Source organism: Phyllobacterium sp. TAF24, from assembly GCF_052113785.1.
Taxonomy (GTDB): Bacteria; Pseudomonadota; Alphaproteobacteria; order Rhizobiales; family Rhizobiaceae; genus Phyllobacterium.
In genome coordinates this window covers 35,723-60,769 of record NZ_JBFRDN010000004.1, presented here as the reverse complement: position 1 = coordinate 60,769, position 25,047 = coordinate 35,723, and the positions used below count along the sequence as shown (strand labels likewise).

Here is a 25,047-nt window from a genome sequence, read left to right as displayed (position 1 = left end):
CTTCACAGACAAATTTTGACGCTTTCAGCGCCGTTCCAGAATAAGATCGGCAGCCTTTTCTGCGATCATGATGACAGGCGAGTTTGTGTTACCGGAGACAATTGTCGGCATGATGGAGGCATCGACAACGCGTAGTCCTTCGAGCCCATGCACCCGCAAGTCATGGCCAACGACAGACCTGTTGTCATTGCCCATCTTGCACGTACCCACGGGATGAAAAATCGTTGTGGCAATATCTCCGGCGCGGTGGATCAACTCGTCATCGCTTTGATATTGCGTACCCGGTAGCATCTCAATCGGCTGATATCTCTCCAGAGTCCTAGTCGCCATGAGATTGCGCGCATGGCGGATCGATCCGGCAGCGAGCAGCCTATCACCGGTAGTGGACAGATAGTTTGGCCTGATATGAGGTTGCTCACCTGCATCTCGTCCGCAGATATGTACCGTACCGCGGCTTTCCGGGCGCAGATTGCACACTGAAACCGTCACAGCGGGATAGCGGTGCAGCGGTTCACCAAGCCGATCGGTGCTGAGTGGCTGGACATGATATTCAAGATCTGGCGTCAGCAATGCTGGGTCGCTCTTGGCAAAAATACCGAGCTGGCTCGGTGCCATGGAGAGGGGACCGGATCGACGAAGAATATACTCCAATCCCATACCTGCTCGTGTGAAAAGGTTATGGTAAAGCTGATTCAGTGTCTTCGCACCTTCAATGCGGAAAACCGTGCGTATCTGCAGGTGATCCTGCAAATTCTCGCCAACACCGGGAAGGTCGTGGAGGGGCTCAAGTCCCGCTTCCTTGAGTATTTCGGGATTGCCAATTCCTGAGAGTTCGAGAATTTTGGGTGAGTTGATCGCACCGGCTGACAGGATGATTTCCCCGGCAGCCGTTGCCCTGCAAAGCCGCCCGTCCCTTTGGTAGCGGATAGCTGTTGCGCGCTTGCCGGTGAATTCCAGCTTTTGGACCTCCGCACCCGTCAATACGCGAAGATTTGGCCGCTTCAGAGCCGGGCGAAGGAACGCCTTCGTTGTGTTCCAACGAACACCGCCACGCTGATTGACTTCAAAATACCCTGATCCTTCATTATCGCCTGAGTTGAAATCATCGGTCTTCTTGATACCAAGCTCTTCCGCTGCATCGCGGAACGCATCAAGAATGGGCCATGAAAGGCGTTGCTGTTCCACGCGCCACTCACGGCCCCTGCCGTGCATGGAAGACGAGCCACGATAATTGTCTTCGGATTTCACGAAGTAGGGAAGTACATCATCCCAACCCCAGCCGGTATTACCGGCCTGCCGCCAGCCATCATAATCGGCTGCCTGTCCGCGCATGTAGATCATGCCATTGATGGACGAACAGCCGCCAAGCACCTTGCCGCGCGGGTAGGGAAGCGAGCGTCCGTTGAGGCCGGTTTCCGCGTTGGTTTTCATCATCCAGTCGGTTCGAGGATTACCCATGCAATAGAGATAACCGATGGGCACATGAATCCAGTGATATCGATCACTGCCACCTGCTTCGAGCAGGAGAACGCGATTCTTCGGGTTTGCCGACAGCCGGTTGGCGAGCACGCAACCCGCTGACCCCGCTCCAATAATGATAAAGTCATAGACGCCTTCATCTACTGTCGTTTGACTGTGCCTCCGGTTCACGCGGCTACTCCGGTCGCTGCAGGTTCATGCGCCGCCATACGCTTCCAGATCGGGGCCATTGCATCGGCAATATCCCGGTAGAGCTGATAGCGGCGGGCATAGTGAACCGCCCTTGTTGCGTCGGGTCGATAATGGCGATCGGCGCTAACCATCGCACTGGCACCAGCCTCAAAGTCAGCGAATATGCCGACGGCCGTGCCCGCCGCTATCGCTGCACCGAGTGCCCCGGTCTGGCTTGACCGCGCGACTGTGACGGGGACACCCAGCACATCAGCGAAAATCTGTGGCCAGAACAGGCTGCGTGAACCGCCGCCTGACAGTACCGCTTCGTCAAAATTGGCACCCGCTGATCGCAATGTTTCGATATGCTGGCGGTGGCCAAATGCCACGCCTTCCAGCAAAGCGCGGATCAGATGGCCTTTGGTGTGCCATCCGGCAACACCATAAAAACCTGCCCGGGCATTGCCGTCCTGCTGGGCTCCGTAAAGGAATGGATGATAGATCGGGTCGTTCGCGGCTGGTTCTATCGCTGATGCCAGTTCACAGCAGACATCGAATGGCGAGCGCCCGTCCGGCTGTTCGCCATGGAAAAACTCGCGTACGAGCCATTCAAGGTTGGCCGCCGATGTCGCGCTCGACTCGATTGCCATATAACGCTCGCGATCAAAGGTCGATGACATGAAGAACGGTTCTTCAAGGCGAGGCGTATCGACAACCACCTGATTGATGCTCCATGTACCGGCGATGATTGAGGCTGCACCTGTTCGGGTTACGCCCGAGCCAATCGCCGAAGCGATCACATCGAAAAGCCCGCCAATAACTGGCGTTCCGGCGGCGAGACCCGTCGCTTCCGCAGCTTGCTGCGTCACTGTTCCGGCTATATCGGCGCTTTCAATGAGTTTTGGCAAAAGATCCATGCACTCACCAAGCCCGAATGCGGTCATGAGTTCCTGATCATAACGGCGCTCTGCGACGTTCAAGAGGCCACATCCAGCCATATCGGACATCTCGCTCACCCGTTTACCAGTCAATCGGTTGACGATGAAATCCTTGCACAGAAAGACCGTGCCAATTTTCCCAAATGTTTCGGGCCGGTGGCGCTTGATCCAGGCGAGGAGCGTCGGCGTCTGCGATGGCCATGGCCGCTGTAAGCCAATCGGATAGGTGCGGTCGCCGACACCCTGCGCCTGCCATTCTTCCACCAGATCGGCTGCGCGTGTGTCGAGAGACTGGATGGCGAGCAGGGGTTTGCCCGCGCGGTCGAGTGTGTACAGTCCATTGCCGTGTCCGGCACAGCCGATTGCAGCAATCTGCTCGGGATCTATTCCGGCCTCGTTGATGCATCTTTGAATGACCGTTCGGGCATTGGTCCAGAGTTCGTCCAGCCCGCGCTCAACATGGCCGGGGTAGGGCATGTTGCTGTGCCCTTCCTCAGCCGCCGATGCAATTTCATTGCCATGCCGGCCGAAGATGATCGCCTTGATGATGGTGTTGCCAGCATCAAGACCCAATAGATACTCTCCCATACGGAACCCCTCCTCAGGTTCTTGTTTTATTCTCAGCTCTGCTGGTAGAGCGCGTAGGCTTGCTCGCCGCTGGCATTGTCATGGATAATGGCCATCAACCCGCGTACCACGGCGCTCGGGTTAGCGTGCTGATAGATGTTCCGCCCGTAAACCATGCCAACGGCACCCTGCTGCATCAAAGCCGACGACTTTTCGAAGACGATACGCAGGTCCTCCTTCCCGCCGCCCCGCACGAGAACCGGACAGCGTGCGGCCTCCACCACCCGATGAAAATCTTCCGCTGATGTCGTAGGGTCCGCCTTGATGATATCAGCGCCCATCTCGCGGGCAAGGCGGGTCAGCGTGACGATCTTGTCCACATCACCATCCACCATATAGCCGCCGCGTTCTGTCACCGGCTGCATGACAAGCGGTTCGATCATCAGCGGCATACCATATTTGTCGCAATCAGCCCGCACGCGGGCAATGTTTTGGACGCACTGGCGGAACAGGTCTGGCTCATCGGGAAGCATGAAGAGATTGACGACAACGCAGGCCGCATCCATCGCAATTGCACCGATCAGTGGCTCGGCCTCATTTTGCAGGACGGCCCACATATCGCGATGACGGATGGAATTATAGGGATTTCCCATGTCGATACGCATGACAAGGGCGGGCTTATCCTTGCCGGGCACATTCTGCAAAAGATCAGCCTGACCATAATTCATCTGAATGGCATCTGGGCCAGCCGCTACCAGTGCACGCACCACGCCTTCCATATCCTCAAGGCCGTTCAAAAAGGATGGTTCGTTGCAAACGCCATGATCGATTGCCACATCGAGGCAGCGTCCGGCACCAAATAGGCGGTTCATACGAACCTTATGATTGTGTCGCATAGTGTATTCCTTGTTCATTGCGTGCGGTGAGTGTGTCGATGCCGACGCCATGGCGTTCGGCGAGAAGCTTGAGGGAGCGGTTCAGCTCCGCCGTTCGGCGTGCTGGCGCCCAATCTCTTTCGTGTGCAAGCAGATCGAGCGCTGCTTGCGCCATGTCGAGCGACAGTTGGCCGCTGATGGCCAAAGTGGTGCGCCTCAGCAGAAGGTCGTCAAGGTGTTCGACGGCTTCATTGAGGATGAGAAACAGCATTTCCCGAACCGAATATCCGGCGTGGGGCATAGCTTTATCAGGACTCTCGGCAATAAAGCGCGCCACAGCTTCCGCATCGGTGCCATAGCGTTCAAACAGTTCGATCATCCGTTTCTGGGAAACGCCCGTGGCAGATGACCGGCGAGCAATCCATTCACTTATATTATCCGGGAATTCCCGTCCGCCGCCGATGGCGCGCGCTGTGGTTGTTACTTGCCGTATCCGCTTCAGCCGTTCCAATGTCATGTCGGCTGCGAGTTCACCGAAGGAGCGAAAGGTCGTCCATTTGCCACCGATCATGCACAGCACCGGCGGTTCATTTTCACCGGCTTCAACAATCGTGCAATAGTGGTCGCGCGGGATGCGGCCTGTGAAATTATCCTTGCTTGCGGGGAGTGGACGAACGCCTGAAAACTGGAAAACGATTTCCTCCGGATGAATGCGAATATCAGGCAGCACGAAGGCAAGCGATTGCAGGATGTAATCCCGCTCGTCAGGTTCGCAATAAACGCTCTCCGGATCATCGACGCGGATATCGGTCGAACCAACCAGAACTTTGCCGAGATAGGGAAAGAGGATGCAGATGCGCCCGTCCTCATTCTCGTAATAGATCATGTGACCGTCTAGGGCGGCGGCGAGTTCGGCATTATCGATGATCAGATGCGAGCCTTTCGTGCCTCCCATCAATGAGGTGGACGGTGCCGCTTTGGGGAGCAGGGCGGTATTTGCGATGTCGATCCAGCCACCCGTCGCATTGATGATGAAAGCGGGATCGATTGACATCGTCGTACCTGCGATATGGTCTTGCACGACAAAACCGCCCTGGTCGGTTCGCCTAAGCTCGGCATAATTTAGCGCATATGCATGGTTCCCGGCTGACAAACCATCCTGCAGCAGCTCAATCCCGATACGCTCTGGATGTTTGACCCAGGCATCGTGATAGGTGGCCGAGCTTTTGATAGCAGGATTAAGCGCTGGCCATTTGGCAAGTGTTGCCTGCCGTCCGCGAAACCTATGGCGCGGCATCAATGCGCGCTTGCGCGTCAGAAAGTCGTAAATGCTCAAGCCAGCTTTGACTGCAATAGCGCCGCGCCGACTTGGTCTGCGGCTCAAGCCCAGAAACCGGACAATGCCATTGGCAAGGCCGGAGAAAATATCAAAGACCGGAACCGTTGTCGGCAATGGCGCAACAAGGTGAGGCGCGTTGCGCAACAAGCGATCACGCTCAACGAGAGACTCGCGCACCAGACTGAATTCGCCATTTTCGAGATAACGCAGGCCGCCATGCACCATACGTGACAGGGCTGCGCTCGCGCCGGAGCAATAGTCATGTTTCTCCACAAGCAGCACGTTGACGCCCTGCAAGGCCAGTTCGCGGAACACGCTGATGCCGTTGATACCGCCACCGACAACGCACACGTCCACCTTCGGACTCCGACGAAGTCCGTCAAATATCTCTTCACGGTTCATGATGCAGCCTGTTTACCTGTCCATGTCTGCCAGTTTCACTGCGATGGCCGCGTCAATGGCCGATAGGTCTCCGGTATCGAGCCGGATTGTTCCAGCCCGCGCATTGTCAAGCGCCTGATCGGGATTGCGCGCCCCGCACAGCGCAAAGGTCACGCCCGGTTGGGCCAGTGTCCAGGCAATCACGATCTGAGCGATACTGGCACCATGCTTGTCCGCAACGGGACGGATGGCATCGGCAAATTGCTTTGCCTTCAACCGGTTGCCGACGGAAAAGCGCGGATTGTCTTTTCGCTGATCGTCACCAGAGAAAACACGGTCCGGATCAATGGTCCCGGAGAGTAGCCCCAGTGCCAGTGATGAATAGCTCAGCGTTGCAACACCAGCTTTTCGCGTTGTTGGTAACAAGTCGGTCTCGAGTTCGCGGTCAATCATGCTGAACCGCTCCTGTATCGCGTCCAGAAAACCGGTTCCGATATAGGCGTTCAATTCGGCAAGATTGACATTGCTTGCACCAATGGCCCGGATTTTTCCGGCCTTGCGCAAATCTTCCAGCGCCCGCACGGTTTCCTCGATTGGTGTGGTCGGGTCCTGCCAATGGGTGATGTAGAGATCGATATAGTCAGTGCCAAGACGCTTCAGGCTTGCCTCGATTTCATGAAAGATGGCATCGCGACCGAGATACCGATGAACCGGCTTGCCGTCCTGATCGAAAAAGTGCGTGCCTTTTTGGGTATGCCAGACAAGGCCGCATTTGGTGGCAATGACTGCCTTGTCGCGGCGACCTTTTAGTGCCTTGCCAACAATCTCCTCTGATCGTCCCAGCCCGTAGGCGGGGGCCGTGTCGATGAGTGTCACGCCAGCATCCAGTGAAGCCTGAATGGCGGCAATCGACTCCTGCTCATCCGTGCCGCCCCACATCCAGCCGCCGATGGCCCAGGTTCCGAGCCCAACGGCCGATGCCTGCACGTCTGACTTGCCAATGGCCCGCGTCAGTTGTTCGTTGCTCATATCCGTCCTCCTTCAGCGGCAATATCAAGAATGCGTTGCCCCGTCGCTTCGTCTGTCACCAGCGTATCCAAGTGATTACCCCGCATAATACTCAGGATTGGCCGCGCCTTGTTTTGCCCGCTTGCCACGCCAATTTTGGTTGGAATGGATGCAAATTCCTCAAGCGTCAGCGAAACCAGCGACCCGTTCAGGCTGTAGTCACAGACCTGTCCGCGATCATCAAGCAGGTGAGCGAGCAATTCGCTGCGCGCACCGGAATGCTCAATAGCCTTGCGATCCGTGCTGGAAGAGGGATGCAGGTCATAATAGCTCGAGTCATCCGACAGGATGGAACCAATACCCACCACGGCGATTTTCGCTTCGCGTGCCCGTTTAAAAACATCAGCAACCGAACGCATATTGATCAGCATGGCACGCTCGGCGGAACTGTCGGCAAAGAGCGGCGCATGAATCTGGTAAGCGCGCCCGCCGAGCTTGTCAGCCATCAGGGTCGAGACATGATTCACGTCGGTATAGTGCTTGCCCTGAACACAGCCAGTTGCCGGGATTACCTCGACATCAAAACGGCGCGGCGCCTGCAACCCGGCAACCACGGCGCTGACGCCCTTGCCACCGGTAATGCAGATCGTATCGCCATCGGTGATCTCTTCGAGCAGCAGGCGTGCAGCCGCTTCACCCACCGCCTGAAGGGCCGTTTGCGGGTTGTCTGATACGGTTGGTACAACAATTGCCCGGCTGATGCCGCCAAGCGCCAGCAATTGCTCTTCCATATCAACAAGAGGCTCAACCGGCGATTTGATCTTGATCTCGACAAGGCCAAGCTGGCGGCCCCGCTTGATCAGACGGTTGACCGTCGGCTGGGAAATCCCGAGCTGCTCGGCAATCTGCGCTTGCGTCAGTCCTTCCAGAAAATGCAGGACGAGTGCCTGATGCATCTGCCGCGCAATGACGATTTCCTCGCGTGGTGCCACATGTTTCTGGTTGAATTTGATAAGTGCCATGATCAGGAGGCCTTCCGCTTATGCAGGAAATGGTCGATGGAGACTGCGGCCAAAAGAATGCAGCCTTTTATCATGTCCTGCCAATAGACGGAGACATCAAGCAGAACCAGAGAGCTGGTGACGAGGGACAGCAAAGCTATGCCAAGGATGGCGCCGAGAATTGTGCCAGATCCTCCGTTGAGCGAGGCACCGCCAATGACCGCTGCCGCAATAATATTGAGCTCCATGCCAACCCCGAATGTGGGCGTCGCTGCTCCAAAGCGCGACATGTAGATAACACCGGCAAAACCAGCGAGCGTCGAACAAAGAACCGTCACCCAGAACTTCACCTGTTTTGTCCGGATGCCGGAATAGAGAGCAGCCTTTTCATTGCTGCCCGTATAGAAAACCTTACGCAGAGCAGTCGCGCGCCGAAGCAGAAAATCGAAGAGGACGACAACCGCAAAGAAGATGAGAATGACATAGGGCACGCCATGGAAGGAACCTTGACCCACGGCTTTGAATGCTGGTGGCAATGTGAAGAGCGAAAGCGGCGTTCCCTTGGTGATGATCAGGCAGAGGCCGCGCACGATCACCATGCCCGCCAGCGACGTGATGAAGTGATTGAGACCCACCACCGTTACAAAGAATCCCATGACACCGCCAATCAGCCCGCTGGCAATAATACCAATGAGCGAGGCTATCCATGGGTCAAGCCCGGCGAGGAACAGCGTGCCTGACAGCACCATGGCGAAGCAGACAACCGACCCAACGGCAAGATCGATGCCGCCGACGATCAGAAGGATGGTCATACCGACAACGACAATACCCTCCACCGAAAAACTCATCAGCATGGCGCGGAAGTTGCCGAGCGTCAAAAAGTGCGGAGAGACGAAACTCATGGCAATGCAAAGGGCGAGGATGATGGCGATCAGGCCTGCTTCGCGCATCGATCCCAATTTCTTCCAGGGCGAACCCCGCATATCCTTTGCCATCATCGTATCGACTGCCATTGGTGTATCTCCCACTGTCTTCTCTTCAGGCTGCATGTTCTGATGCATGCGTTGTTTGCCCGTCTTGTGTCTGTTTCAGGCCCGATGCGAGCCGGATAATTGCTTCTTCGCTCATCTCCTCACTGCCAAGCTCGCCTGCTACGGCGCCCTCGCGAATGACCAGCACCCGGTCACACAGGCCAAGCAATTCGGGAAGTTCGGAGGAAATAACGATGATGCCGATGCCTGAACGCGCAAGCTCGCGCAGCAGAAGATGGATTTCCGATTTTGCGCCAACGTCAATGCCGCGCGTCGGTTCATCCATCAGGATGACCTTGGGCTGCACCGCAAGCTGCTTGGCAATGGCGACTTTCTGCTGATTGCCACCGCTGAGCGATGATACCGGCATGTCTACATGGCTCATGCGCACGCCAAGCCGCTGCGCGAAATCGCGAGCAAGCTGCCCCTCGGCCTTTGCATCGATCAGGCCCAGATGACCGGTTACGGCTTTCAGATTGAGGACTGAAATGTTCTGGGCAATCGACAAATCAAGGAAAACGCCTGAACCCTTCCGGTCCTCCGAGAGATAGACAATTCCCGCTTTTACCGCGTCCGCATAGTTTCGAATGCTTTGCGGCTTATTGTGCAGGCGTACCTCACCCTCGGTGATCGTGCGCAGTCCGCAAATGCCCTCGGCGATCTCCGTGCGTCCAGAGCCGATCAACCCGCCAATGCCAAGGATTTCACCCTTAGCCAGATCGAAGGACACATTGCCAAACCGGTTTCTGTCGCCAAGATTGCGAACCGACAAGATTGTCTCATCCGAGCGCGCGGCTTTCTCCTGCTTTGGCGGATAAAGCTGCGTGATCTCGCGCCCAACCATGCGGCGCACCACATCATCCGGTGTTACGTCAGCGATATTTTCAGTGGAGACATAGCGCCCATCGCGCAGGACCGTGACCCGGTCGCAGAGGCTGAAGATTTCTGCCATCCGGTGGCTGATATAGATGATGGAAATACCATGGGTCTTCAACTCGCGTATGATCTCAAAGAGTATGCGCGTTTCGGCCTCGGTTAATGCAGCAGTCGGCTCGTCAAAGATCAGCACCCGGCAATCGAGTGTGAGTGCCTTGGCAATCTCCACCAATTGCTGGCTGGAAATTGTCAGATCACCGACCTTCTGGCGAACATCGATGGATGCAAGCCTGTTCATGACCTTTTGTGCGTCGCGTTCCAGCTTGCGGTAATTCATCAGAAAAGACCGGCGGCGACTGGTTGTCGCCATAAAAATGTTTTCGGCAACGCTTGCATCGGGGCAAAGTGCGATCTCCTGATGCACAAGCCCAATGCCAAGGGATTGTGCCACAGAAGGGGACGAAATCTTCTGAGGCTTGCCGTCAAGCAGGATTTCCCCGTCATCAGGCTGAAGCACTCCGGCCAGAATATTCATAAGGGTGGATTTGCCAGCGCCATTCTCGCCGCAAAGCGCGTGAATCTCGCCTTTCGCCAAAGCAAAATCGACATTTGTCAGCGCTTTCACCGCACCAAAATGCTTGGTGATATCGCGGATACTCAAAACCGGTTCCTGTGACATCGCGCTTTCCCCCGTTGTTTCCAAGGCTACCCAGACCTTGCCGGTCTGGATAGCTGACGACGAACCTTACTCGTCGATACCCTTGGTGCCGCGGCGCTTCAGGTATTTGTCCCAGAAGAAGTCATCCGCATTGTCAGCTGTCACAATGGACAGGCCATTGTCGACAAAGGGGATGCTCATCGGGTTGGAACCAGCACGCTTCGCATCGTTCATCGGATCGATCAGTTCCGGATGCTTGGCGAACCACAGAAGCATGAAGCCCATATAGCCCTGCATGCCCTGATTTGGATTGATCGAACCGAAGACCTGACCGGCCTTGATCATATCCAGAATATTGGCATTGACGTCGGCGCACATGACGAGAATCTTGCCGCCGCTTTCCTTGTTGGCTTGCGCCGCACCAATCGCCGAATTTGCCTCCGGCATGAAGACAGCAGCCAGATTGGGGTTGGCTTGAGCAATACTCATCAGGCCTTGGTAAGCTTTGGTCGGGTCCTGATTGGATGCTGCTCTGCCGACCAGTTTCATGTCAGGCCATTTCTCCTTCATCCGGTCAACAAAGGCTGTAACGCGCCGGTCGTGATTATCCTGTCCCGGATTTTCAAGAACGGCGTATTCGCCTTTTCCACCCAGCTTGGTGGCGATCGCGTCGGCGGCATAAATGCCTTCGCGCTTGTTGTCTGATGTGATGAAGGAAATCCGCTTGGAAAGCGGCGAGTCCGCAGCAAAGGTGACAACGGCTGTACCCTGATCAACGGCACGGTTGATCGGCTCGATGAAAGGATCGGAATTCATTGGATGAACAAGAATACCGGCCGGGTTCTGTGCCAGTGCCTGATCAAAACTGGCAATCTGCTTATTGACGTCATATTCAGGTGTGCCGGTATAAGCGGTCTCACAGCCCAGTTGTTTGCCCGCCTGTTTGAACATTTCATAGACGGGGAACCAGTATTCAACGCCGGAAACCATTACGTTCATGACGTATTTTTCGCCGGGCTTACAGCGAAAGGGATTTTCCGTTTCCGCGCTGGCTGGTGATGCAAAAAGTGTGGTCGCAAGGACCGCCATGGCGGTCGTGCCCAAAAAAGTGCGCAAGTGTCCTCCTCGAGGCCGAAGCCCCTCCCATTGGTGTGTGGCGCCTTGAATGGCGACCGCTGTTCCTTATGAAGGCCAGCAATCCTCCTCGAGTGCTGGCAGGGGTAACTAAGCGCATTGCAAAGGGGGTGTCAATATAATTCATTCAATGAATTATAATTCACGATACTCCGCCATTGTCCTGTTTATGCTGCTCCATATCGCTTGCGTATATGCCCGATGAAATGGTCCGCGTTGAGCTTTTCGCCGGTGGCGCGCCGGAGCAGTTCCGGCGTGGACCAGCGCGAGCCTTGCGACCAGATATTATCGCGGCGCCATTGATTGACAGCTGTAAAGTCACCTCTGGCAATATCATCATCGGCTGCAGGATGCTCTTTTGTCAGTGCCGCCCATTGCTGCGCAGCCATCATTGCGCCAAGTGTGTAGGAGGGGAAATAGCCGAATGCACCACCAGCCCAATGCACATCCTGCATGGGCCCATCGGCAGGATTATCTATCGTGGAAAGACCAAGATATTCGCGCATCTTTGCGTCCCACGCTTCCGGCAAATCAACCGCCTCAAGCCGGCCTTGAATCAGATCCTGTTCCAGTTCGTAACGCAGGATCACATGCAGCGGGTAGGTGACTTCATCGGCATCAACTCGAATGAGCCCACGCTCTACCCGATGCACATGGGGAATGATGTCATCGATCGACCATGTTTCACCCAGATGCTTTTCGACAATAGGCAGTGCCCAATGCCAAAATGCTGGATTGCGCCCAAGCTGCTTTTCGACAAACAGGCTCTGGCTTTCATGCACCGCCATGCCGCGGGCTTTTCCCACGGGCCAATGGGCCCATTGCTTGGGAAGATTCTGTTCATAGAGCGCATGGCCTGTTTCATGCAGCACACCCATGAGTGAGGAGAGGAACTCCGTTGTCCTGTAACGGGTCGTGATACGAACATCACTCGGTACGCCGCCACAGAACGGATGGTGCGATATGGACAGGCTGCCGTGTGAAAGGTCGAAACCAACCGCTGCCATCATGGCAAGGCCAAGCTCGCGCTGCTTGTCGATGGAATAAACGCCCGACAGTGGTTTGAGCGGATGTTTTGCCAGACGTTCCTCCTGCACGGCAAGCGCTTCGGGAACGAAATCCTTCAGGAAGTTTTTCAGTTCGGCAAATACCGGCGAGATCTCGGCRGTGCGGTTGCCCGGATCGTGCTGTTCAATCATCGCGTCATAGAGACCAAGACCAAGCACTTCGGATCGCATGGCTGCTTCTTCGCGCGCCAGTGTAACGACGCCCTCAAGTGCCGGTAGAAATCCCGACCAATCGTTTTTGGCACGCAGATCGCGCCACAACTGCTCACAGCGAATTCGTGTATTCATCTGCCGCTCGACAAACTCGGCCGGTAGGCAGGTCAGATTGGTATAGTTCCGCTTGAACTCTTTGACAGCCGTCTCCTGCTCCTCACTGAGCGGTTCAGCTTCTGCGGCAGCAATCCAGTCTGCAATCTCGGGCGCTGACGCCTGACGATGGTACATGCCGGCAAGTGTGCTCATGGCTTCAGCACGCTTCTCGCCCCCACCAACGGCCATATGGGTCGCCTCATCAGCGCCAAGGATCGCAAGTGCGTGTTCCAAAGCCTCAAGTTTGTGGCCAAGTTCATCGATTTTCTGGAAGGACATTCTATTCCCCTCTGGGCGATTCCCGATTCAAAGCAGGGCCAGAGAGGACTTCAATTCGTCGGGGAGCGCAAGATTGAATCGGGCAGCAAGGCAATGACCGATTCCTCTGAGAATTTGCAAACAACGCCATTATACGAAAGGTGAAGGCAGGGAATGTATATAAATTATGCGACCAATATATTAGGTATATATGATTGAAATTTACTTCAAAATTTGAAGCGTTTTTCGATAAAAGTGAGAGTTTTCAGCCTATTTCCGCCAGCAATATTTGTTGTTCATTCCAATCAACTGTTTGTCACGCGTCCAGTGATTTTATACTGACATAATTAGTTACGATTGTTGATAGTTGCAGATATTGACTGTTGGTTTTTTCGACCATGAATTGCCGGTCAGGTAAAGTTACCTCGGGCGGAATGGGTCAACTTCCGTTCGTTCACAGTTACGACAGGTGATTACAAAAGCGTACTCCAAATGAACAAGGGGATTCGTTACAATGTGCATTTTGTGTCAAAATGGTATGCCTCAAAAACATGCGCCTACCAGCACTCAGCAGTTCTCTGCGAGTGAAGTAATATCCAGCGCCGCGAGTGTGCCCGGCGATAAATCATGGCAAAACATCGATCAAACTCCACTCAACACATTCGGCAAGAGCACCGATTACGAGGCATTCCTCGATTATCTTGGCGCACTGCAACGGGATCTCACGCCCGAGATGGCGCAGCAGCCCATCAAAGTGAATCTGGAGGAACTCAACAATCACCCGGATTATAAAGCAGCGGCAATGGCAGCGCTGCAGCAGTGGTCCACGGTCACGCCGCTCAAGTTCGAGTTCGTCACATCGGGCGAATATTTGAAGGTTGTCAGCCCTGAAGTCGGGGAGAAGGATGACGGGAGCGCCTATTCCAGCGGCCATTATGTCAGTGTCGGGCAACGATTCCACGATACAGAGGTGGATAAGACGGCCCCGGGCGGATATATTTTCAACACGTTTATCCATGAATTCGGCCATGAATGGGGACTGAATCACCCCGGTGTCTATAATTACGGTGGACCCGGCGGCGAACAGATCACCTATCTGGCCGGTGCCACATGGGTATATGATCAGCAGCGTTACAGCGTCATGTCCTATTTTGACGGTATTGACGTTGGCGAAACCACGGCATGGTCGGCAACCACCCCGATGATCGGTGATATTGAGGCGGTCATTCGCCACTATTATTCCACGGTCACAAATGGAGTGCGGACATATCAGGACGTTCAGCTGAATACCGGCAACGACGTCTACGGGTTTGGCAGCACCAAGCTTGGATATGAACTAAAGACGACTGGAAACGGTCATGATATCGGCTTTGTCATCCACGACACAGGCGGTTTTGATACGGTGGATTTCTCCGGATCAACAGCAGGTACGACGCTTGATCTACGGGCAGGCCGCTGGTCCAGCGTCAATGGCCATAACAACAATGTTGTTATTTATCAGGGCCATAATGCCGATGCGACAGACTACTACATCGAAAAGGGTGTCGGCAGCGCGTTCAACGACATCATTCTGGGTAATGATGGCAATAACGAGCTGATTGGCGGCGCCGGTGATGACAAAATCGCTGGCTTTGCGGGCAATGACCGGCTTTCCGGTGATGCTGGAAACGATGAACTTGACGGCGGCGCCGGTAATGACCTGCTGCTCGGTGGTGCAGGGAATGATTATCTGGATGGCGGCGACGGTGCCGATTCCATTCGTGGCGGCAATGGTGATGATCACATCATCGGTGGTCGGGATTCTCTCGCCAGTCGTGATATCAACAATACCATTCCGATTTCGCAGTTGCCTGATCAGACTGAAAGTCTTGACGGTGATGACAAGCTATATGGCGAAGGCGGCAACGATATCATCGAGGGCGGACAGGGTAACGATATTCTGGACGGCGGCGCAGGCGATGACATTCTGCGTGGTCAGGATGGTGTGGATGTCTTCATCGGTGGTGCCGGTTCTGACACTGTCGATTATAGCCATGAAAGCCCGTTCCAGTTGCTCGTCAATCTGGAAACAAATGTTGCAAGCGGCGGTACAGCCACTGGCGATACGTTCTACAGCATTGAAAACCTGATAGGTTCGGATGATCGCATTGATCGGTTTATCGGCAACAGTGCGGACAACCATTTCCAGGGCCTTGGCGGCGGCGACGTCTTCAATGGCGGTGATGGAAATGACATACTCGATGGTGCCCGCGATGCCGATATTCTCTACGGCGATGCCGGTGATGATATTCTGATCGGCGGTGCCGGTTTCGATTATCTCAACGGTGGTGAAGGCAATGACACCGCAGTTTATACAATCGGTGCCGACTCCCGGAGCAAGCAGGGCGTTAACGTCAATCTTGCTACAGGTGTTGCCAGTGGCGGCGACGCTGAAGGTAATGCCACCGGTGGCGTCAAAGGCGATATACTCGTGTCGATCGAAAATCTCGTCGGCTCGGCCTATGACGACAACCTCTTCGGTGATGCCGGTGTAAACAGGCTCAGCGGCGGCGGCGGTAACGACACAATCGGTGGCGGCGCTGGCAAGGATTATATCGATGGCGGCGAAGGCCTTGATATGGTTGCCTTCTACGACAGTACTCAGGCCGTAAACATCGATCTGGCTGGTAATACCGGCGAGGACACTCTTGTGTCGATCGAAGGCATTGCCGGATCGAGTTTTGATGACACTTTGTCTGGAACCGCTGGCGATAATCGACTGGTTGGACAGGGCGGTAACGATACCCTGAACGGCGGTGACGGCAACGATATCCTCGACGGCGATTTCGAACCGTTCCCGGTTTCCGGAATTGGTCTTGGTGATAGTTATGCCACCCTGGGAGCCGATGCGACGAACACTTCGTTTGCCAACGCTTTCGACCTCACCAGCAAGTTCTCGACATTGGCCGATGCAGACATCGCCAATGCTGAAACAAAGCCGCACTCAACCATTAACGCGGTTGGTAATGGCGCTGCCGGTTATTATAAGGTAACGCTGAATGCCGGGTCTATCATCACTGTTGATATCGACCACACCGTTGGTGCGTTCGACAGCTATATCAGGCTGATGCAGGACAATGGCGGAGCTGGTATCGAAGTTGCCAACAATGATGACGGTGGCGGCGATCCCGGCTCGGTTGGTCGCAGCACAGATTCGGCGCTGACATATACCGTCACGACAACCGGGTCTTACTATATCGTTGTCGGAAATTACGACAATCCGAACTCCGTTCCGTCGCAAGTTCCATACGAAGTCAACGTATCGGTGGCTCCGCCGGTTCCATCCATGCCGCATATCGGCGTTGCCGGTAACGACACGCTCAATGGTGGAAAGGGCAACGACACCCTGTTCGGACGGGAAGGCAATGACAAGCTCAATGGTGGTGTGGGTAATGACACATTATCAGGTGGGTTTGGCAACGACACCTTCTCTTTCAACGCCGTCGGGTTCGGTAACGATGTCATCAGTGACTTCAACATCTATGCTGGTGAACAGGATGTGCTTGAGTTCAGCTCGTCCATCTTCGGCAATCTGGATGAAGTATTGAACAGCGCAGTGCTTCAGGACGGAAATGTCTTGCTCAAGGACGGCAATAGCAGCATCCAGTTGGCGGGATGGAACGACGTAAACGCGTTCAAGCAGTTCGCCAGCTCTCACGCGGATAGCTTCCACTTCGTCAGTCAGCCTGCATCCAATTCCAGGGCTCTTGCTGCTTGATTTGAAGCTGTTATCGCATTGGGGCCCAGGGGTGTTGACGCACTTCCTGGGCCTCGTTAAAGCTCTGAAGACAATTTTTAGCGACATGGTAATGTCGGCAAACGTTTTTGGATATACGACGCGCCTTTGTGCGCGGGGGGCATGGATTTTGTTGCCGTTGAGGTAACGGATTGTGGGGGAGACAATCATGATCACAAGCACGCGACGGCTTCATCATGGATAATGTGAGCCCAGGGACAGAGTCCAAGGATGCAGGCGTCTTTGGTGGACAAGCACCTGACAGTGGCCTCTCGGCGCTGGCAGCAATCGCAGGATATTACCGGATTGCCACGCGCCCCGAGACGCTCGCACGGGAATATGCACTGAAGGGGGCTGCGGGGGCTGAGGATATTCTCCGGGCCGCCGGCTCCATTGGTCTGAAGGCGCGCATTGTCAAAGCAAGCGATGCCAAACGGCTTGCAACGCTGCCGGTTCCGGCCATGGCCTGCCTTGATGACGGAACATTTGCCATCTTCGGCGGCGTGAATGCCGAAGGCAGATGCCGGCTCGTCAATCCATTGGGCTTCACATCCCGTGAGATACCGGTTGCCGAATTGCTGCAATTGACGGCAGGCAAGTTCATTCTGGTGCAGCGGCGATTTGCCGGAGCAGGTGCTTCACGCGAGAGCTTTGGTTTTCGCTGGTTTCTGCCATCACTCTGGCGTTACCGGCGCGTTTTTGGCCATGTGTTGCTGGCCTCGCTGTTTGTGCAGCTGTTTGCCCTTGTTACACCGCTGTTCTTTCAGGTGGTGGTGGACAAGGTGCTCGCGCATCGCAGCTATTCAACGCTGATCGTTCTGGTGATCGGCCTTGCAGCTATCGGCCTCTTCGATGTTGTGCTGCAATATTTGCGCACCTATGCCCTGTCGCACACGACCAACCGCATCGACGTGGAACTGGGCCGACGCCTGTTTCGTCATCTCCTCAACCTGCCGCTGAGTTATTTCGAAACGCGGGCCGCGGGCCAGACGGTAGCGCGTGTGCGCGAGCTTGAAACGATCCGCAATTTTCTGACTGGGCAGGGGTTGTTCTCGGGGCTCGATCTCATTTTTACGATTGTCTTCATCATCGTGCTCTTTGCCTATTCGGCAAAGCTCGCATGGATCGTCGTTGCTTCCATTCCCTTCTATCTTGCCATCGGCTTTCTCATTCGTCCGTTCCTCAAAGAGCGCATTGACGAGAAGTTTGATCGCGGTGCCTATAGCCAGCAGCTGCTGGTGGAGACGGTGGTAGGCGTGCAGACACTGAAGGCTGCTGCCGTGGAGCCGGTTGTTGCGGCGCAGTGGGAAGAGCGGCTTGCCGCCTATGTCCGCTCCTCGTTTGCTGCAACCATGCTTGCAGCCAAGGGGCAGAATGCCATTCAATATGTCAGCAAGGTCACCAGTGCAGCGCTCCTTCTCTTTGGGGCGCAGGCTGTGATCAATGGCGAACTGTCAGTTGGCGCGCTCGTCGCCTTCAATATGATTGCGGGTCAGGTGGCACAGCCGATCCTGCGTCTGTCGCAGCTATGGCAAGATTTCCAGCAGGTGCAGGTATCCATCTCGCGATTGGCTGACATTCTGAACGCCCCGCAGGAGCCGCGTCCGGCGATTGCCGTCAGCCTGCCTGTGCCCAAGGGCGCCATTGAATTCAAGTCGGTCAATTTCCGCTATTCGCCCGATGCGCAGGATGTGCTGAAAGATATCAACCTTTCGGTTCGCCCCGGCGAAGTAATTGGCATTGTCGGGCCATCGGGCTCGGGCAAGTCGACGCTGACCAAGCTCGTACAGCGGTTCTATATTCCCAACAATGGACAGGTGTTTGTTGACGGGCAGGATATCGCACAGGTTGATCCGGCCTGGCTGCGCGCCAGTATTGGCGTGGTGTTGCAGGAGAACATGCTGTTCAACCGCACCATCCATGACAATATCGTGCTTGCAGCCCCCGCCATGCCGCGGGAAGGCGCCATGCGCATGGCAAAGCTTTCGGGTGCAGAAGAGTTTATCTCGAAACTACCCCGAGGCTATGACACGCTGATCGAAGAGCGCGGCGCCAACCTTTCCGGCGGGCAGCGTCAGCGGCTTGCCATTGCCCGGGCACTCGCCACCAATCCGCCCATTCTCATCCTCGACGAAGCGACAAGCGCGCTCGACTATGAGAGCGAACGCATCATTCTTGCCAATATGCGCGAGATCGTGCGGGGACGAACTGTTATCATTATCGCTCACCGGCTTGCCACTGTGCGCTACTGCAACCGTATTATCGGCATGAAAGACGGCCGTATTGTCGAAGAGGGCACGCACGACACGCTCATTACCAAAAAGGATGGTCTCTACGCGCATCTGTGGCAACTCCAGTCCGGGAGCAACAACGCATGAATGCGCCCATGAAGCCTGAGCAGGCGAAGTCGGAAAAGATCACGAAGGACGCGCTGAAGAGGCTCAAGCGCCAGCGCGAAGACAACCAGTTTCTACCGGCAGCGCTGGAGATACTGGAAACGCCGCCGTCGCCGATCAGGACAGCCTTTATCTGGTTTATCTGTGTCCTTGCAGCAAGTGCCATCCTGTGGGCCTATTTTGGCACCTTCGACATTGTGGCAACGGCGCAGGGCAAGGTGCAGCCGACAGGCCGTGTGAAGATCATCCAATCGATCGAGCTGGGTCGAACCAAGGCTGTCCCGGTTACCAATGGCATGGCAGTCAAGGCCGGTGATGTGCTTGTCGAACTTGATGACATACAGATCAAATCCGAAGAAACGGCGCTCGCAGTCAGTCTTCAGGCATATCGCGCCGAAGTTGCCCGCCGCGAAGCGGTGCTTGGCACGGTTGCCGACTGGCAGAAGAACGGGTTGCGCAATGCGGAACCGGTGACGGAGCAGTCGGTTACTTTTCCTGATGGAATCTCCGACGCCATTCGTCGCCGTGAACAGTTGATCTACCGGGCTGATACATCGCAGCTGCGTTCTTCGCTGGACAATCTTGGCGCTACGGCCAAACAGCGCCAGACCGAGATTGAAAGCCTGACAGAAACCATCACGGCCCAGCAGGCTCTGGTCAAAACCCTGACAGAGCGCGTGTCCATGCGCACTGATTTGATCCCGACAGCCGCGGGTTCGCGCGCGCAGGTCATTGATGCCTTGCAATCGCAACAGGAGGCGGAAGCAAGCCTCGTTACCCAGACGGGCCAGCTTGCAGCAGCGCGTGCTGCTCTCACTGTTGCCCTGAGCGAGGCAGCAAAACTGGTGAACGGATTTATCGCAGACAATGTGCAGAAGCAGTCCGAAGCTTCGCGCAAAGTCGATGAACTGGAACAGCAGCTGATCAAGGCAAGCAAGCGGTCGCAGGCCATGACGATCATCAGTCCGATTGATGGTGTTGTTCAGGCTTCGGCCATCACGACGGTCGGTCAGGTTGTTTCTGCCGGGACCGAGCTGATGCGCATTGTACCCAGCAATTCAATGCTCGAAATCGAAGCCTATCTTCCCAACCGCGATATCGGTTTTGTCTCGGCAGGTCAGTCTGCCGTCATCAAGGTCGAGGCCTTTCCGTTCACCCGGTTTGGTGTTCTTGAAGGCAAGGTCACACGCGTTGCCACCGACGCTATTCCTGAGCCTGATGCACAGGCGCTGGAAGGCGCAGCGGCCAAGGAACTGCAAAGCACCATTCCAATCGGCAATGTGCAGCGCGTGCAGAACCTTGTATTCCCTGTCACCATCCAGCCTGACGTCACCACCATCAAGGTTGACGGCAAACAGATGCCACTCTCGCCGGGCATGTCCGTCACCGTCGAAGTCAAGACAGGCAAGCGCCGCATCATCGAGTATCTCTTCTCACCTCTTGCGGAAGTTTCATCACAGGCCATGCAGGAGCGGTGATTGTGTTCGACCTGGTTACGATAGCTGCTGACCAACAGCAGCTATAATTTTCCAAATGCAACGGGGCGCCAACGCCATCCGTGATTGGAAACAATGTCTTGCAACGGTGACTTTAGCTCCTTTGTCGAGAAGCGATACTTGTAGACTTGGCCGTATTGCAACTCTTCTGTGAACGCATAGCCCGCACCAAATTCGATCGAGGTCTGCTGGCCGCGAAAATATTCGCCTGAAGCACTGAGATTGGGCACACCTGCATGCCATTCGACGGACCATATTTCGTCGCATGACCTTACTTCTTTTTGTGCCTCGTCAAGGCGCATCAAAACCCGTGCAACCTTGGTCAAATGCGCACGGCCGAATATTTCGTACCAGCCTGCATCGACGATCTTCCATTCGGCAATCAGGTCTGCCGAACCAGTATTCTCCTCACGAACAATGAAGGGAGCTGAACTGCGGTTGATGGCAAGCAGTGCCCTGTGCAGGTCTGTCGCAACCGCAGGGGTAACACCCTCCTTTGGTGCCTTGGCGCCACTCATCCAATCAAGCAATCCCATGATCTTCTCCCTTTAACTGCATCCGCTCAGTTGGCAGCCTTGCTTTGACGCTGGACCTCCTGCTCGTCGGCTGCTGCTTCGGTCTGGTGACCCAATTGCCTGTGGCACTCGGCGCGGTGCTGATACGCCTCGGCGTTCTGTGCCGGTTTAAGTTCGATTGTGCGGGTGAAATCCTCAATGGCCTCGTCTGGCTGCTTTGAACCCTGATAGGCGAGCCCCCGATAGTAAAAGAAGTCGGGGTTGCTGCCGTCAAGCGCAATAGCTTTGTCGAACATGCCAACCGCCGGAATGGGGGCATTTTGCTGGAGGAAGGCGTAGCCAAGATTATACCATCCCAGCGTGAGCTTTGGATCGAGCGAGACGGCAATGCCGAGATCATTGATGGCTTGATCGAGCTTGCCTGCCTGTCCATAGGTCATGCCCCTGGCAGCATAGGCAGTCGGCTTTTGCTTATCCAACGAGGTATCGACGGCTTGGGTACAGCTGGCAATTCGGCTGTCAAAACTTTGAGCATCGTCTTGGCATTTTGCCAGCGTGTCGCTGAAGCTGTCAGCCAGAACAGGCCCTGACGAAAAAACGCCCACTGCCATTGCGGCCAAGATTATTCGACTGAACATGCAGAGTCTCCATTCTCTTGTTCTGGGTATGAGAGTTCGATTTCAGAGATTCTCGCTTTTATCGTGTCGCTTTTCAGGCCATCTCTCCCAAAAGCCGGGACTTCTCTTGGGCTGACGCCCGTTACAATCTCAACAGGAGATAACATGCCAAAGATCGATGATGGAAACGGTAGAGTGTTCTTCGCCCCTACCCAGTTGCTTCGAGGAATGACATGATGATCGTGGTTCCGATATCGACTTTTGACGTCAGCGTTATTTCGCCGCCCGCTTGGCGTACAAAACCATAGACGATCGCCAGTCCAAGGCCCGTCCCGCCTGATGATCTTCGCGTGGTGAAATAGGGTTCGAACACGCGGTCGATGAGTTCTGGCGGGATGCCGTTACCCGTATCAACAACAATGACGCGGACGCGATCCGCGATCCGTTCGAGTGTTATCCTGATGTCACCGCCCTCAGGCATGGCTGCCGCCGAGTTACGGCAGATATTGACGACTGCCTGCTCAAACAGGGCAGGATCAAGCGATACCTCCGGCAAGTTTTCGGGCACGGAAATTGTCAGCTTGATGTCCGGCCCCAGAATGACGTGCAAAACGTCTTCAATCCCGCGCAGCGTTTTGCGCAGATCGCAGCGGACAGGGCTATTGTGCTGCTTACTGGCAAAGGAGAGCATTCCTTCAACGAGTTCCTTGCCCCGTTCAGAGGCTTTCCTGATGCGTGCAACATTGCGCATCTCGGAATTCGAAAGTGTCCCCATCTTTTCCAGCATGCCTACGCTGCCGACCACAATACCGATCATGTTGCCAAGTTCGTGGCTGAGCTGATGGCTAAAGCGCACCATACCATCGAGCCGCTTGGCCCTTTGAATTTCCCGCTCCTGCGTTTCCTGTTCGGTGATATCGCGTACAACAAGGATAGAGCGGTCACCCGGCTGGTCCGTGCGTGAAACTTCAAGAATCCTGTTGTTCTTGCTGATCCGCGTTACGCTGGCAGCGCTATTATTGTCCGAAGGATCAGCATTGGCGGGTATCGTGAACGCTGAAGCCAGTTGTTGCAGGCTCCAGGTGCGAACCGTTGCTCCGGCGCCAGCAAATTCGACGATGCGCCGGTTCATGGCCATAGCTTTTCCATTTGCATCAAACAGGGCGATACCCTCATTCATACTGCGAAATGTCCAGCGGATGGTCCGAGCAGCCCGCGTGGCTCTGATATGCAGGTGATTGAAACGCTCGACGCTGCTTTTAAAGGCATTAAATGCCCGGATAAGATCCTGCAACTCCGTCTCATTCGTACCGACAAGAGGAAGGCGGACATCTCTTTCGCCTCTGGCCAATCGGTTCAGCGCATCGGAAATTCGGGCTATCCCCGCTGAAACCCGGCTGATGGAATAATAAACAGTAACAACACAAAGTATGATCACAAGCAGTACCGTTGCGAGAACAAAGGTTCGTATGCTGTCCAGATTGTTGGACACTGCCGCAACGCCAGCGTTAAAATCACTGCGAAGCAGTTGGCTCTGCTGTTCAAGCCCGGCTGTGAGCTTCTGTGATGCTTTACGCATTTCACTCAATATGCTGCGCACCTCGATGAAACGGCGCAGATAAATCTCGCGCATTTGAAAGATCTGGTCGTAGATGCTGTATTGAACCGATGATAATTGCTGTCCACCGGTGGCAGCCGTCTGCATCGACGCGGAACGGCGAAGATAGGACCGGCGCATTTCACCGAGGCTGAACAGACTATCGGCTGAAGCCGCATTCAGCGCGAATTGCCTCAATTGCAGGTCTGGTTCTGGATCTTTACTCTCGAAGTGGCGAATTGTTTCGACGCTGCGGGCAATCTTGTCCTTGTAGAGCTGTGCCTCTTCTGCGGCTGCAGCAAGCTTCAGGGTGGTTTCACGAACCAATCGCAGTGCATCGACCAATTCACTTGTGCCCGGTGTAGGGCTTGCTCCGGATTCTGCACCGTTGCGGGCGATATATCCGCTAAGGGAATCGATCTGTTCGGCAATGGACAGGCTTTCGTCAGAGAGCCGGTAGGGTGATGTCGTGTTGAGTATAAAGGGCGCTGAGGAAAGAAGGGCCGATGCCTGCCGTGAAATGTTGGACGCCACCGCAAGATCCGCATAGGTCTGCACGCCATAGGACGTCATTTGGGTCTTGGCATCCGTCAGGCTTTTCACTGCCATGAGAGACAGAAGGAGCACAAGTGTACAGATGAAGCCGATGGCGAGGGGAATGCGGAAAGCAATGGAATTGAGGAACCTGTCCGCTGTCACGGTGCAGCCTGCTCTGGCGCATCAAGAACCAGCATATAGCCTTTTCCGCGATTGGTTTTGATGTGCTTTGGCATGGATGGATTGCGCTCAATCTTGCGTCTTAGCCGCAAGACCAGGACGTCGATGTTGCGGTCGATATAGAGCCGCCCATCAGAGCCAAGACGATGCAGGATTTCAACGCGATCAATAGGCACCCCAGGTTTTGCCGCCAGAATTTCCAGCAGGGAAAATTCAGAGTTTGTGAGCGTCGCAACAGGATTGCTGGTGGAGTAGGCCAGACGCGCGTCAAGATCGATCAGCCAGTCGCCAATTTTAATGGCTTTGGCATTTTCATTTCTTTCCGGTTGGTCCGAAATGCGGCTCGTCATTGTGGACCGCCGCAGAACTGCTTTAATACGTGCAGCCAGCTCAATCGGCTCAAATGGTTTTACCACATAATCGTCAGCGGCTGTTTCCAGCCCCAGCACGCGGTCAACCGAGCTGCCCGCTGCGGTCACCATGATAATGCCTTTGTCGGTGTCACGGCGAAACCGTTGTGCCAGCGAACGGCCTGAAATGCCGGGCAGGTTATGATCCACCAGAAGCAGGGAGATTGACGTGTCGTCGATCCTTTCGAGCGCTTCTTCTGCAGAGAAGACGCGGATGGCTTCCCAGCCTTCCGATTCCACCAGATCAGCGATGACCTCGGACATATCAGGATCGTCTTCGACAATCAGAATTCGAACCGGTGAAATATTCAAAACAGGTCCTCCCTCCTGAGTCATAATCACAGTGTGTGTTCTAATATGAATAATGAGCTTTGTCAGCAAGCCAATGACAACGGTATGTGACTAAGTATTGTAATAATTGAAAGGAAATAC

17 protein-coding genes are annotated in these 25,047 nt (G+C 55.0%); 3 read left to right on the top strand and 14 right to left on the bottom strand.

Going from position 1 to position 25,047, the window contains the following annotated elements:
• Nucleotides 1-24: 24 nt before the first annotated feature.
• From AB4Y96_RS05085 to AB4Y96_RS05040, 10 genes are all read right to left on the bottom strand, one after another.
• Nucleotides 25-1,650, bottom strand: coding sequence for a GMC family oxidoreductase (locus AB4Y96_RS05085; protein WP_441916116.1), 1,626 nt, complete (start codon nt 1,648-1,650; stop codon nt 25-27).
• Nucleotides 1,647-3,176 carry an FGGY-family carbohydrate kinase gene (locus tag AB4Y96_RS05080; protein ID WP_441916115.1) on the bottom strand — a complete coding sequence of 510 codons (1,530 nt, stop codon included), beginning with the start codon at nt 3,174-3,176 and terminating at the stop codon, nt 1,647-1,649. Before AB4Y96_RS05080 ends, AB4Y96_RS05085 begins: the two co-directional genes overlap by 4 nt.
• Before the next feature lie 32 nt (nt 3,177-3,208).
• Nucleotides 3,209-4,051, bottom strand: coding sequence for a class I fructose-bisphosphate aldolase (locus AB4Y96_RS05075; RefSeq protein ID WP_441916114.1), 843 nt, complete (start codon nt 4,049-4,051; stop codon nt 3,209-3,211).
• Nucleotides 4,035-5,771, bottom strand: a complete 1,737-nt coding sequence (locus tag AB4Y96_RS05070) for an FAD-dependent oxidoreductase (protein ID WP_441916113.1) — start codon at nt 5,769-5,771, stop codon at nt 4,035-4,037. The genes AB4Y96_RS05075 and AB4Y96_RS05070 overlap by 17 nt, the downstream gene beginning before the upstream one ends.
• A gap of 12 nt (nt 5,772-5,783) precedes the next feature.
• Entirely contained in the window at nt 5,784-6,779 is a 996-nt protein-coding gene (locus AB4Y96_RS05065; RefSeq protein ID WP_441916112.1) for an aldo/keto reductase, read from the bottom strand.
• A complete protein-coding gene (locus tag AB4Y96_RS05060) occupies nt 6,776-7,780 on the bottom strand; it encodes a sugar-binding transcriptional regulator (protein ID WP_441916111.1) in 1,005 nt (334 codons plus the stop codon). Before AB4Y96_RS05060 ends, AB4Y96_RS05065 begins: the two co-directional genes overlap by 4 nt.
• A gap of 2 nt (nt 7,781-7,782) precedes the next feature.
• Entirely contained in the window at nt 7,783-8,772 is a 990-nt protein-coding gene (locus AB4Y96_RS05055) for an ABC transporter permease (RefSeq protein ID WP_441916110.1), read from the bottom strand.
• 25 nt (nt 8,773-8,797) lie between these two features.
• A complete protein-coding gene (locus AB4Y96_RS05050) occupies nt 8,798-10,345 on the bottom strand; it encodes a sugar ABC transporter ATP-binding protein (protein ID WP_441916109.1) in 1,548 nt (515 codons plus the stop codon).
• A 66-nt stretch (nt 10,346-10,411) separates the two neighbouring features.
• A complete protein-coding gene (locus AB4Y96_RS05045; RefSeq protein WP_441916107.1) occupies nt 10,412-11,440 on the bottom strand; it encodes a substrate-binding domain-containing protein in 1,029 nt (342 codons plus the stop codon).
• A gap of 185 nt (nt 11,441-11,625) precedes the next feature.
• Nucleotides 11,626-13,113 (bottom strand): carboxypeptidase M32, encoded by a 1,488-nt coding sequence (locus AB4Y96_RS05040; protein WP_441916105.1) that lies wholly within the window; start codon nt 13,111-13,113, stop codon nt 11,626-11,628.
• A 517-nt stretch (nt 13,114-13,630) separates the two neighbouring features.
• On the opposite strand from AB4Y96_RS05040, the gene AB4Y96_RS05035 reads away from it, so the two are divergent.
• The 3 genes from AB4Y96_RS05035 (at nt 13,631) to AB4Y96_RS05025 (ending at nt 20,741) form a co-directional block, all read left to right on the top strand.
• A complete protein-coding gene (locus AB4Y96_RS05035; RefSeq protein WP_441916104.1) occupies nt 13,631-16,849 on the top strand; it encodes a M10 family metallopeptidase C-terminal domain-containing protein in 3,219 nt (1,072 codons plus the stop codon).
• 215 nt (nt 16,850-17,064) lie between these two features.
• Entirely contained in the window at nt 17,065-19,245 is a 2,181-nt protein-coding gene (locus AB4Y96_RS05030; protein WP_441916102.1) for a type I secretion system permease/ATPase, read from the top strand.
• A complete protein-coding gene (locus AB4Y96_RS05025; RefSeq protein WP_441916100.1) occupies nt 19,242-20,741 on the top strand; it encodes an HlyD family type I secretion periplasmic adaptor subunit in 1,500 nt (499 codons plus the stop codon). The genes AB4Y96_RS05030 and AB4Y96_RS05025 overlap by 4 nt, the downstream gene beginning before the upstream one ends.
• Nucleotides 20,742-20,782: 41 nt before the next feature.
• Here the strand turns inward: AB4Y96_RS05025 and AB4Y96_RS05020 are convergent, their stop codons facing one another.
• The 4 genes from AB4Y96_RS05020 to AB4Y96_RS05005 all read right to left on the bottom strand — a co-directional run bounded on the left by AB4Y96_RS05020 (nt 20,783) and on the right by AB4Y96_RS05005 (nt 24,927).
• Complete coding sequence (locus AB4Y96_RS05020; protein ID WP_441916098.1) at nt 20,783-21,295, bottom strand: hypothetical protein; 513 nt, start codon at nt 21,293-21,295, stop codon at nt 20,783-20,785.
• Nucleotides 21,296-21,321: 26 nt separating this feature from the next.
• Nucleotides 21,322-21,912, bottom strand: coding sequence for a tetratricopeptide repeat protein (locus AB4Y96_RS05015; protein WP_441916096.1), 591 nt, complete (start codon nt 21,910-21,912; stop codon nt 21,322-21,324).
• 187 nt (nt 21,913-22,099) lie between these two features.
• Nucleotides 22,100-24,187 (bottom strand): ATP-binding protein, encoded by a 2,088-nt coding sequence (locus tag AB4Y96_RS05010; RefSeq protein WP_441916094.1) that lies wholly within the window; start codon nt 24,185-24,187, stop codon nt 22,100-22,102.
• Nucleotides 24,184-24,927 (bottom strand): response regulator transcription factor, encoded by a 744-nt coding sequence (locus AB4Y96_RS05005; RefSeq protein ID WP_441916093.1) that lies wholly within the window; start codon nt 24,925-24,927, stop codon nt 24,184-24,186. Before AB4Y96_RS05005 ends, AB4Y96_RS05010 begins: the two co-directional genes overlap by 4 nt.
• Nucleotides 24,928-25,047 lie beyond the last annotated feature (120 nt).

Coding starts and splice junctions, on each gene's coding strand:
- AB4Y96_RS05080 (WP_441916115.1), bottom strand. CDS start 3,176: ATGGGAGAGTATCTATTGGGTCTTGATGCTGGCAACACCATCATCAAG.
- AB4Y96_RS05075 (WP_441916114.1), bottom strand. CDS start 4,051: ATGCGACACAATCATAAGGTTCGTATGAACCGCCTATTTGGTGCCGGA.
- AB4Y96_RS05070 (WP_441916113.1), bottom strand. CDS start 5,771: ATGAACCGTGAAGAGATATTTGACGGACTTCGTCGGAGTCCGAAGGTG.
- AB4Y96_RS05065 (WP_441916112.1), bottom strand. CDS start 6,779: ATGAGCAACGAACAACTGACGCGGGCCATTGGCAAGTCAGACGTGCAG.
- AB4Y96_RS05060 (WP_441916111.1), bottom strand. CDS start 7,780: ATGGCACTTATCAAATTCAACCAGAAACATGTGGCACCACGCGAGGAA.
- AB4Y96_RS05055 (WP_441916110.1), bottom strand. CDS start 8,772: ATGGCAGTCGATACGATGATGGCAAAGGATATGCGGGGTTCGCCCTGG.
- AB4Y96_RS05050 (WP_441916109.1), bottom strand. CDS start 10,345: ATGTCACAGGAACCGGTTTTGAGTATCCGCGATATCACCAAGCATTTT.
- AB4Y96_RS05035 (WP_441916104.1), top strand. CDS start 13,631: ATGCCTCAAAAACATGCGCCTACCAGCACTCAGCAGTTCTCTGCGAGT.
- AB4Y96_RS05030 (WP_441916102.1), top strand. CDS start 17,065: ATGGATAATGTGAGCCCAGGGACAGAGTCCAAGGATGCAGGCGTCTTT.
- AB4Y96_RS05025 (WP_441916100.1), top strand. CDS start 19,242: ATGAATGCGCCCATGAAGCCTGAGCAGGCGAAGTCGGAAAAGATCACG.
- AB4Y96_RS05020 (WP_441916098.1), bottom strand. CDS start 21,295: ATGGGATTGCTTGATTGGATGAGTGGCGCCAAGGCACCAAAGGAGGGT.
- AB4Y96_RS05015 (WP_441916096.1), bottom strand. CDS start 21,912: ATGTTCAGTCGAATAATCTTGGCCGCAATGGCAGTGGGCGTTTTTTCG.